Genomic DNA, 8,163 nt, shown 5'->3' with positions numbered 1-8,163 from the left:
ACGGTGCCGAGACGATCAGCCAGAACCACTGGCCCTCGCTTGAAAACGATATCGGTATTCTCAACAACTGGGCCTACCGCTTTCTGCCCGCCGGGTTCTACTACAAGACCTTCATGTTTCCGCGCCCGGCGTGGAAACACCTGTTTGAACCCATCGTGCGGCAATCGGCGGGCCTGGGCCGCGCCCCGAAAGACCGCGATGCGGACCGCTATGAACAGGCCTATGCGTTTTGCGATGTGCTGGTCGCGGGCGGCGGCGTTGCGGGGCTTTTGGCGGCGCTGAAAGCGGCGCGGGATGGCGCGCGGGTGATCGTGCTGGAACAGACCGCCCATTGGGGCGGGCGCGCGCCAGTGGATGGCGGGCAGATAGATGGTAAAAGTCCCGATATTTGGGTTAAAGACACGCTGCAAGCCCTTGCAGTAATGGAAAATGTGACCCTGCGGCGACGCTGCATGGCGGCGGGGCTTTATGACCATGGCTATGTGCTGGGCTATGAGCAGATCGCTGATACTACCCCCGGCGACGGCCGTCCGCGCCACCGCCTGTGGCGGATCCGCGCGGGCAAGGTGATCACCGCGACCGGCGCGATCGAGCGTCCGCTGGCCTTTGCCGGAAATGATGTGCCGGGGGTCATGCTGGCCTCGGCAGTGCGTGATTATCTGGTCAACTGGGCGGTCAGCCCCGGCGACCGCACCGTGGTTGTGACCAACAACGATGACGCCTACCGTACCGCTTTCGCGCTGCAAGACGCGGGGCTGATCGTGCCCGCGATCATCGACGCGCGCCCCCGCACCAGCGGCGCGCTACCTGCCGAAGCCCGCAGCCGCAGTATCCGCGTGCTGGAAGGCCGCGGCGTGGCCAAGGTGCTTGGCGGCAAACGGGTGACCGGCGTGGCAATCTGCGCCCAGGCGGGCGAGGGTGCTGCGCTTGAAACGATTGCTTGCGATGCGGTCGCCATGTCGGGCGGTTGGTCGCCGGTGGTGCATTTGTGGTCGCATTGCGGCGGCAAGCTGACTTGGGATGAGGCGCTGGCAATGTTTCGCCCTGACCCCGCGCGCGCGCCAACGGGGGCCGATGGTCAGCCGATGGCGCAGGCGGTGGGGGCGGCAAACGGTATCTTCAGCCTGCCCGCAATTCTGGCCGAAGCCACGGGCACCCCGCACCCCGCTGATGCCGACGACGCGCCAATGGCGCCGGTCTGGATCATGCCGCAGGGAGCGCCCGACCGGCTGCGCTTCAAGATGTGGCTGGATTATCAGAATGACGTGAAAGTATCCGACGTACAACTGGCCGCCCGCGAGGGCTATGCCTCGGTTGAACACACCAAACGTTATACCACGCTGGGCATGGCGACAGATCAGGGAAAACTAAGCAATATCAACGGTCTGGCGGTTCTTTCTGATGCGTTGGGTCAACCGATTCCGGCCACCGGCACCACCACCTTCCGCCCGCCCTACACGCCAATCAGCTTTGGCGCGATTGCGGGCGAAGCGCGTGGCGAAATTTTCCAGCCACTGCGCCGCACGCCGATGCATGAATGGCACGCAACCCACGGCGCGCATTGGGAACCGGTGGGTCTTTGGCGGCGCCCCTATGCCTACCAGCGCAGCGGCGAAGGACTTCACGACGCGGTCCGCCGCGAGGTGCGCAATATCCGTGCGGCGGTGGGGCTGCTTGATGCCTCGACGCTGGGCAAGATACTGGTGAAGGGGCCGGATGCGGGGAAATTCCTTGACATGCTTTACACCAATATGATGAGCACGCTCCCGGTTGGAAAATGCCGCTACGGGCTGATGTGCACGGAAAACGGCTTTCTGTCGGATGACGGGGTGGTCGTGCGTCTTTCTGAGGATAGCTGGTTGTGCCATACCACCACGGGCGGGGCGGACCGCATTCACGGCTGGATGGAAGATTGGCTGCAATGCGAATGGTGGGACTGGAAGGTTCATACCGTCAACCTGACCGAACAATTCGCGCAGATCGCCGTGGTTGGCCCCAATGCGCGCAAGCTGTTGGAGCGGCTGGGCGGGATTGATGTTTCCGCCGCCGCACTGCCGTTCATGACCTTTGCCGAGGGCACTTTGGCCGGGGTCCGGGCGCGCGTATTTCGAATTTCATTCTCGGGGGAACTCAGCTTTGAGATTGCGGTGTCAGCCTCCGAAGGGATGGCGTTCTGGACCGCGTGCCTTGCGGCGGGTGAGGATCTGGGGGTCATGCCCTACGGCACCGAGGCGCTGCATATCATGCGCGCTGAAAAGGGCTTCATCATGATCGGTGATGAAACCGACGGCACCGTGATCCCGCAGGATCTGGGGCTGGGCTGGGCGATCTCAAAGAAAAAGACCGACTATCTGGGCAAACGTGCGCAGGAACGCGCCCATATGGCCAACCCGGACCGCTGGCAACTGGTCGGACTGGAAACACTCGATGGGTCGGTTCTGCCCGATGGCGCGCTGGCCGTGGCCGAGGGGGTCAATGCCAACGGCCAGAAAAACACCCAAGGCCGCGTCACGTCGACCTATTTCTCACCGACGTTGAACAAGGGCATCGCCATGGGGCTGGTGCGGCACGGACCTGAACGCATGGGGGAGGTGCTGGATTTCCCGACCGATGGCGGCAAGGTGGTGCAGGCCCGGATCTGTGATCCGGTGTTCTACGACAAGGACGGAGAAAAGCAGAATGTCTGATCCGGTCAGCGCCCTTCAGGGGCAATTATACGACGGCTTTGCGCAGATCGCAGAGACGGGGCTGCAAGGCATGATAACGCTGCGCGCCGATCTCGCGTCAAAGCCGCTCGCCAAAGTGTTGAAATCAGAGGGGTTCTCTATACCCGCACAGCGTGCCATCACATCAAACGGGAACAAATCCGCGCTTTGGATGTCGCCCGATGAGATGTTGCTGCTGGTGCCCTACACTGATGCGCCAACCCTCGCGGCCACCCTTGAGGCCGCCCTTTCGGGCACATTCGCCCTTGTGGCCGATGTGTCGGATGCGCGCGCGATGTTTCGCATCACCGGTACCCGCGCGGCCGAGGTGCTGGCAAAACTCTGCCCGGTCGATTTCGAAACTCTCGCCAAGGATGAGGTTCGCCGCACCCGCGCAGCTCAGGTTGCCGCCGCACTCTGGCAATCCGCCCCCGATGAATTCAGCCTGATCTCGTTCCGCTCGGTCGCGGCTTATGTCATGGGCATCTTGGAACATTCCGCCCGCCCGGGGTCAGAGCTGACCCCCACCTGACCGCTTTTGTTTGGTCGAAATACTCTCGGGGGGAAGGGCCGCAAGGCCCGGTGGGGGGCAGACAGCCCCCCTTTGCGACAGCCCCGACAGAACGGCAGTGCACCCAAGGCGAAGCCCCGGGCAATGCACCGCCAAAGGAGACCGGTGATGGACGAGAAACGTTTCAAATTCGATCGGGCCACCGTGGGTGCCTTGCTGGCGGGCCGGCTCTCGCTGGGGGCGACGTTCTGGGTTGGCCTGATCGTTGCCGATCTGACGGTGGCGATGCTTTATGTCTGGTTCAGCGCAGCGGTGGCCGTGGCGGGGCCGGGGGGTATGGTCTCGGTCTTGGGCAAGGCGGGGCTGGTTCTGGCCGCATTTTACATGGCGGCGATGCTGCCCGCGACGCTGCGCGCTGCGCGCGCCAACCCTGCGGCGGGCGGCTATCGCTGGGTGGCGGTGGGGTTTGCGCTGGCGCATGTCGCGGCCTATCTGGTGCTGGTCGCTTATGCATTTTCCGCCTGATCCTTTCGCATATGGGTCGCCAAGCCTTGACCTTCCACCCGCGCGCCCTTCTATAGGGGGGGAACAGGAACAACTGTGAAAGGATGCCCAAAATGGCTTTCGAACTTCCCGATCTTCCCTATGCCCATGATGCGCTTGCCGGTCTTGGCATGTCCAAGGAAACGCTGGAGTACCACCACGACCTGCATCACAAGGCCTATGTCGACAATGGCAACAAGCTGATCGCCGGCACCGAATGGGAAGGCAAATCAGTCGAAGATATCGTGCGCGGCACCTATCAGGCCGGCGCCGTGGCGCAAAATGGCATCTTCAACAATGCCAGCCAGCATTGGAACCACGCCCAGTTTTGGGAAATGATGGGCCCCAAAGGCGAAAAGATGCCCGGCGCGCTGGAAAAAGCGCTGGTGGAGAGCTTTGGCTCGGTCGCCAAATTCAAGGAAGATTTCGCCGCCGCCGGTGCGGGTCAGTTCGGCTCGGGCTGGGCCTGGCTTGTCAAGGACAAGGACGGTGCGCTGAAGGTCACGAAAACCGAAAACGGCGTGAATCCGCTGTGCTTTGGGCAGACCGCGCTTTTGGGCTGCGATGTGTGGGAACATTCTTACTACATTGATTTTCGCAACAAGCGCCCGGCCTATCTGACCAACTTCCTCGACAAGCTGGTCAACTGGGAAAACGTCGCCAGCCGGCTCTGATCAACCTGCTGATCACGGATTTCAAAGACCCGCCAGAAACTCTGGCGGGTCTTTTCATTGGCTTTTCGATGTATCTACCCCACATTGGTGGGAACTGAAAAGAATGGCGGGACATAAGGAGATTCGGTGATGCTGCTGTCAAAAGGAACCTGGGTGGTCGTGGCTGACGGGGAAAAGGCATTGGTGCTGGAAAATACCGGCCCCCTGACCAAAACGACACTGCGCGTTCTACGCCGGGATGAGGCCGATTTGGAGATACCGGGCGCAGATACCGATCGCCCCGGTCGTCGCGCGGATCCCGGGCCCGGGCAGATGTCGGCAATGGAAATTCCCGATTATGCGCGGCTTGCAAGCGAGCGTTTTGCCGCATCATTGGTGGCCCGGCTGGTTCGGTCTGCCGACAGGGGTAAATTCGCGCATCTGGTGTTGGTTGCGCCGCCGCAGGTCTTGGGCGCGCTACGCGATGAGATGGACACTGCCTTGCGCGCGCGCGTTGTTGCGGAATTACCCAAGACATTGACCAATCACCCGGTGCCGAAGATGGCGGAACTTATCGCAGCAGAGATCGACAAGCTTTAGCGGCGCCTTTTGAGCTGCTGTAAGCTATTCCGCCGGAGCGCCTGATCCCTATCGGTGATGCCTCCGGCGGGAGTATTTTGCCAAAAAAAAGCCCCCGATCTTTGTCGGGTCAGCACTTTTCATTACCGCGTCGATCCTGCATTAAGATCGCAACCAGAGAAACCCTGCAAAGGAGGGCTGTGTGATGTCCGAGGCGGCAAAGGGGTTTTGGGCGCTGGTCGTGTGCTGCTTGATCTGGGGGCTATCGTCCATTTATTACAAGGCGCTGATGCATGTGCCGCCGCTTGAGGTTTTAAGTCACCGCACGATTTGGTCGCTGGTGTTTTTTGGCGCAGTGTTGGCGTTGCAGGGGCGCCTTGGTGTGCTTTGGCAGGCGTTAAGGGGCCGCGGCGTGTTGATGCTGGCTTTTTCGGCGGTGATGGTATCGCTGAACTGGTTTTTATTCATTTTTTCGGTGCAAAGCGGGCAAGCGATGGAAGCGAGCCTTGGGTATTATATCTTTCCGCTGGTGGCGGTGATGATTGGGGTGGTCGGGTTTCGGGAACGGCTTAGGCCGGTGCAGGTAATGGCTGTGGTTCTGGCCGGGTCGGGGGTGTTTGTGCTGACCTGGGGGTTGGGTGCGGCACCCTGGATCGCGCTGGGGCTGGCGTTTTCATTTGGCCTTTATGGGATGATGAAAAAATGGCTTGCGGTGGGGCCGGTGGTGTCGGTCACCGCTGAGGTGGCGTTGTTGACGCCTTTGGCCGTTATTTGGCTAGCCGGGGTTTATGGCGGTTGGTGGGCGCAAGATGAACCCGGGGGCTGGTTCGGGAGGGATCTGCGCACGAGTGTGATGCTGGCGTTTTCGGGTCTGCTGACCGGGGGGCCGTTGATGCTGTTTTCCTATGCGGCGCGCCGGGTTCAGATGGCGACGGTCGGGTTGGTTCAGTACTTGAACCCTACCTTGCAGTTTACCGTTGCGGCACTGGTGTTTGGCGAGCCATTCACGATCTGGCACCGCGCTGCCTTTGGCATGATCTGGGCGGCGCTGGCGCTTTATAGTTGGGTGACCTTTCGTCAGCCAAAAGCCCTGAGCAGCGCGGCTTCCAGTGCGCCGACATCAGGGACCGGGATCAGGTAATCACGCAATTGTGCGTCGGCAAAACCTTCGGTGATGATCTGGTCGATCAGCCCGAGAAGCGGGGTCCAGTAGCCTTCGGTATTCAAAAGCAGGATCGGTTTGAGGTGCAGGCCCAGTTGGCGCCAGGTGACAACTTCGAATAATTCATCGAGGGATCCGGCGCCGCCGGGCAGCACCACGATCGCGTCCGAGTTCATGTACATCACCTTTTTACGCTCATGCATGTTTTCGGTAACGACCAGCGTGGACAGATCGCGTTTGCCGGCTTCGCGTTCAAAAAGGTGGGTTGGGATCACGCCGAAGGTGGTGCCGCCCTTGGTCTGGGCAGCGCGGGCCACCTCGCCCATCAGGCCGACGTCGCCGGCGCCGTAGACCAGCCGCCAGCCCCGTGAGGCAAGCATTGCCCCCGTGGCCCTTGCATCGGCGGCGTAGGCCGGGCGTGCGCCGGGACGTGAGCCGCAATAGACGCAGACAGAATGGGTATGAACGGCCATGAAAGACTCCTGCGGGAAGGGATTTCTTGAGGGTTGATAGCGGGCTTGTTAAGCTGGCTCAAGCGCCCGTGTCGAGAATGCACCTGATAGGGCTGGCCAAGACTGGGGTTGAAGATGAAGAGCAGCGCAAAGCGCGAAACGGCCGGGGCGGGCGGTGCGGCGGATACGGGCATGCGTATCCTGGGCGGTGTTGTGGCGGGGGGGGCGCTGGCGATTGTGCTGGGCTGGGTCGTGCTGGAGCGGTGGGTGCCGCTGCAGCCGGCAAAGGATGCGGGCATCGCCTTGGATGGAGCCGCTGCGCCCGAGGCTGGACCGCGCCTGTCAGCACCTGATGTGATGCAGATGCCGCATCGCAACGAGGCAAGGGGTTTGGATGACCCGACCGGGGCCACCCTTGGGGATGTGGCGGCGATTGATCAGTTGCGCGCGGCGCAGGATGGCTCGGTTCTGGTTGCGGGGCGGGCGGCGGCGGGAAGCGCGGTTCGGGTGCTTGTTGACGATGTGGCCGTTGCCGAGGCGGTGGCGGATGCGGGCGGGCAGTTCGTTGCGATGTTTTCGCTGCCGCTTTCGAATGAGGCCCGCGTGGTGACATTGGCAATGACGAATAAGGATGGGGCTGCAACCCGGTCTGAGCAGACGGTGATTATTGCGCCGCGTGTGGCGGGGGTGGCCGGATCGGCAACGGCTAGCGCAGAGCCGCCGGCCATTTCACCGGTGGCCGGTGCGGCAGAGGATGAGACGGTGCCCCCGGCTGAGGCTGAGAGAGAGGTGGCGGCCGCGCCCTCGACACTGGTGGCGGATCCCGGCGGGGTACGGGTATTGGCCCCTGAGGGTGCGCTGGCGGGGGCGCTGGCGATTGATACGATTGGATATGACAGCGGTGAGCTGGTCGTGCTCAGCGGGCATGGTGCGCGGGGTGGCTTCGTGCGCGCCTATCTGGATAACCGCGAGGTCGCGATGGCGCCGGCAGGTGCGGATGGGCAATGGCAATTATCGCTAAGCGGAGTTGCGCAGGGCACCTATGTGCTGCGCATCGACGCGCTGGATGATGCGGGCAAGGTGACGGGACGCGCCGAAACACCGTTCTTGCGCGAGGCGCCCGAGGTGGTGGCAGCAGCGCGCGACCGGGTGATGGCGTCAGACCCCGCAGGGGCCCAAAATGCGGAAACGAATGCGGCAGTGGGGCCGCAATGGGCAAAAGCGCCCGTCATGGCGCGGGTTTTGACGGTTCAGCCGGGCTTTACGCTATGGGGGATTGCGCGGGAAACCTATGGCGACGGGTTTTTATATGTCCGCGTATTTGAGGCGAACCGCGACCAGATCCGCAACCCCGATCTGATCTATCCGGGGCAAGTATTCACATTACCGTAGTAATGGGCGTGTCGTGGCGCAGGAATATGGGCTGTCGGCACTGGCAAATTGCGAGGCAGGGGCTTAGGTCAGGGGTTCTGAACAGGATGGTTTGCCTTTGGGCGTGCTGGGGGTGCATCTCCAGCCCAGACCCCGAGGATATCTGAGCCAGAGTGGAAACGGCAGG

The 8,163-nt window shown here is 62.1% G+C and carries 8 protein-coding genes; 7 read left to right on the top strand and 1 reads right to left on the bottom strand.

Annotated elements, in window-relative coordinates; translation table 11 throughout:
• The 6 genes from ACM62R_RS12305 to rarD all read left to right on the top strand — a co-directional run.
• Positions 1-2,687: glycine cleavage T C-terminal barrel domain-containing protein (locus tag ACM62R_RS12305; protein ID WP_415184345.1), on the top strand; the 2,687-nt coding region annotated here is incomplete at its 5' end.
• Entirely contained in the window at positions 2,680-3,237 is a 558-nt protein-coding gene (locus ACM62R_RS12300) for a sarcosine oxidase subunit gamma (RefSeq protein ID WP_415184344.1), read from the top strand. The genes ACM62R_RS12305 and ACM62R_RS12300, both read left to right, overlap by 8 nt.
• 147 nt (positions 3,238-3,384) lie before the next feature.
• Positions 3,385-3,741 carry a hypothetical protein gene (locus tag ACM62R_RS12295; protein ID WP_415184343.1) on the top strand — a complete coding sequence of 119 codons (357 nt, stop codon included), beginning with the start codon at positions 3,385-3,387 and terminating at the stop codon, positions 3,739-3,741.
• Positions 3,742-3,833: 92 nt separating this feature from the next.
• Positions 3,834-4,433: a superoxide dismutase gene (locus tag ACM62R_RS12290; protein WP_415184342.1), complete on the top strand. Its 600-nt coding sequence runs from the start codon at positions 3,834-3,836 to the stop codon at positions 4,431-4,433.
• 129 nt (positions 4,434-4,562) lie between these two features.
• A complete protein-coding gene (locus ACM62R_RS12285) occupies positions 4,563-5,012 on the top strand; it encodes a host attachment protein (RefSeq protein ID WP_415184341.1) in 450 nt (149 codons plus the stop codon).
• Between the two features lie 184 nt (positions 5,013-5,196).
• Entirely contained in the window at positions 5,197-6,132 is a 936-nt protein-coding gene (gene rarD / locus ACM62R_RS12280) for an EamA family transporter RarD (protein ID WP_415184340.1), read from the top strand.
• On the opposite strand, the gene ACM62R_RS12275 is transcribed toward rarD, so the two are convergent.
• Positions 6,069-6,626 (bottom strand): TIGR00730 family Rossman fold protein, encoded by a 558-nt coding sequence (locus ACM62R_RS12275; RefSeq protein ID WP_415184339.1) that lies wholly within the window; start codon positions 6,624-6,626, stop codon positions 6,069-6,071. The two genes, rarD and ACM62R_RS12275, sit on opposite strands and share 64 nt — an antisense overlap.
• Before the next feature lie 114 nt (positions 6,627-6,740).
• Between ACM62R_RS12275 and ACM62R_RS12270 the strand changes: the two genes are divergently transcribed.
• Positions 6,741-7,997 carry a LysM peptidoglycan-binding domain-containing protein gene (locus ACM62R_RS12270; protein WP_415184338.1) on the top strand — a complete coding sequence of 419 codons (1,257 nt, stop codon included), beginning with the start codon at positions 6,741-6,743 and terminating at the stop codon, positions 7,995-7,997.
• The last annotated feature ends 166 nt before the right edge of the window (positions 7,998-8,163 follow it).

The organism is Phaeovulum sp., from assembly GCF_047638075.1.
Classification (GTDB): Bacteria; Pseudomonadota; Alphaproteobacteria; order Rhodobacterales; family Rhodobacteraceae; genus UBA6197.
This window is presented reverse-complemented; position numbering and strand designations above follow the sequence as displayed.